Here is a 530-nt window from a genome sequence, read left to right as displayed (position 1 = left end):
GCGGTGACTCGTTCGTTTTGGGATTTGGTTGTTGGTAGTGGTGTGTCTGCGTCGGCCGCGGGGTTGGCGGTCGGCGCGTCGGCGACCAGTGGGATGCGATGGTTCCGTGATGCTGGCGGGGTGAAACCTGCACTGGGCGAACCGAAGACCTGCGGCCCGCGGTCGCGGTTGACGCTTTCGGAGCGAGAGGAAATCACGGTGGGCGTCGCGGCCGAAGAATCGATCCGGTCGATCGCGCGGCGGTTGGGTCGCCACCCGTCGACGATCATGCGCGAGATCGCCAACAACGGAGGCGGACGCGGCCGTTACCGCAGCACCCACCGGTTCGGCGCCCGCAGGGGCGGGTGGGAGGCCAGACCGCCGTATCGAGCGAGTCTGGCCCAGGCCCGGTCCGAGACGCGGGCGCGTCGCCCCAAACCACGCAAACTGGCCCTCAACGACGCGTTGCGCGAAACTGTTCAGGATCGGTTGAACGCCAAGCACAGCCCCGCCCAGATCAGCGGCGCCCTACGCCTCGAGCACCGCGACCG

General features: G+C 68.5%; 1 protein-coding gene. It reads left to right on the top strand.

The annotated features are described in order from the left end of the window. A partial coding sequence (locus NAM01S_RS37540; protein ID WP_444980105.1) for a helix-turn-helix domain-containing protein occupies positions 1-530 on the top strand: 530 nt, incomplete at both ends.

Origin of the sequence: Nocardia amikacinitolerans NBRC 108937 (assembly GCF_001612615.1) — a bacterium.
GTDB classification, from domain to species: Bacteria; Actinomycetota; Actinomycetes; order Mycobacteriales; family Mycobacteriaceae; genus Nocardia; species Nocardia amikacinitolerans.
This window is presented reverse-complemented; position numbering and strand designations above follow the sequence as displayed.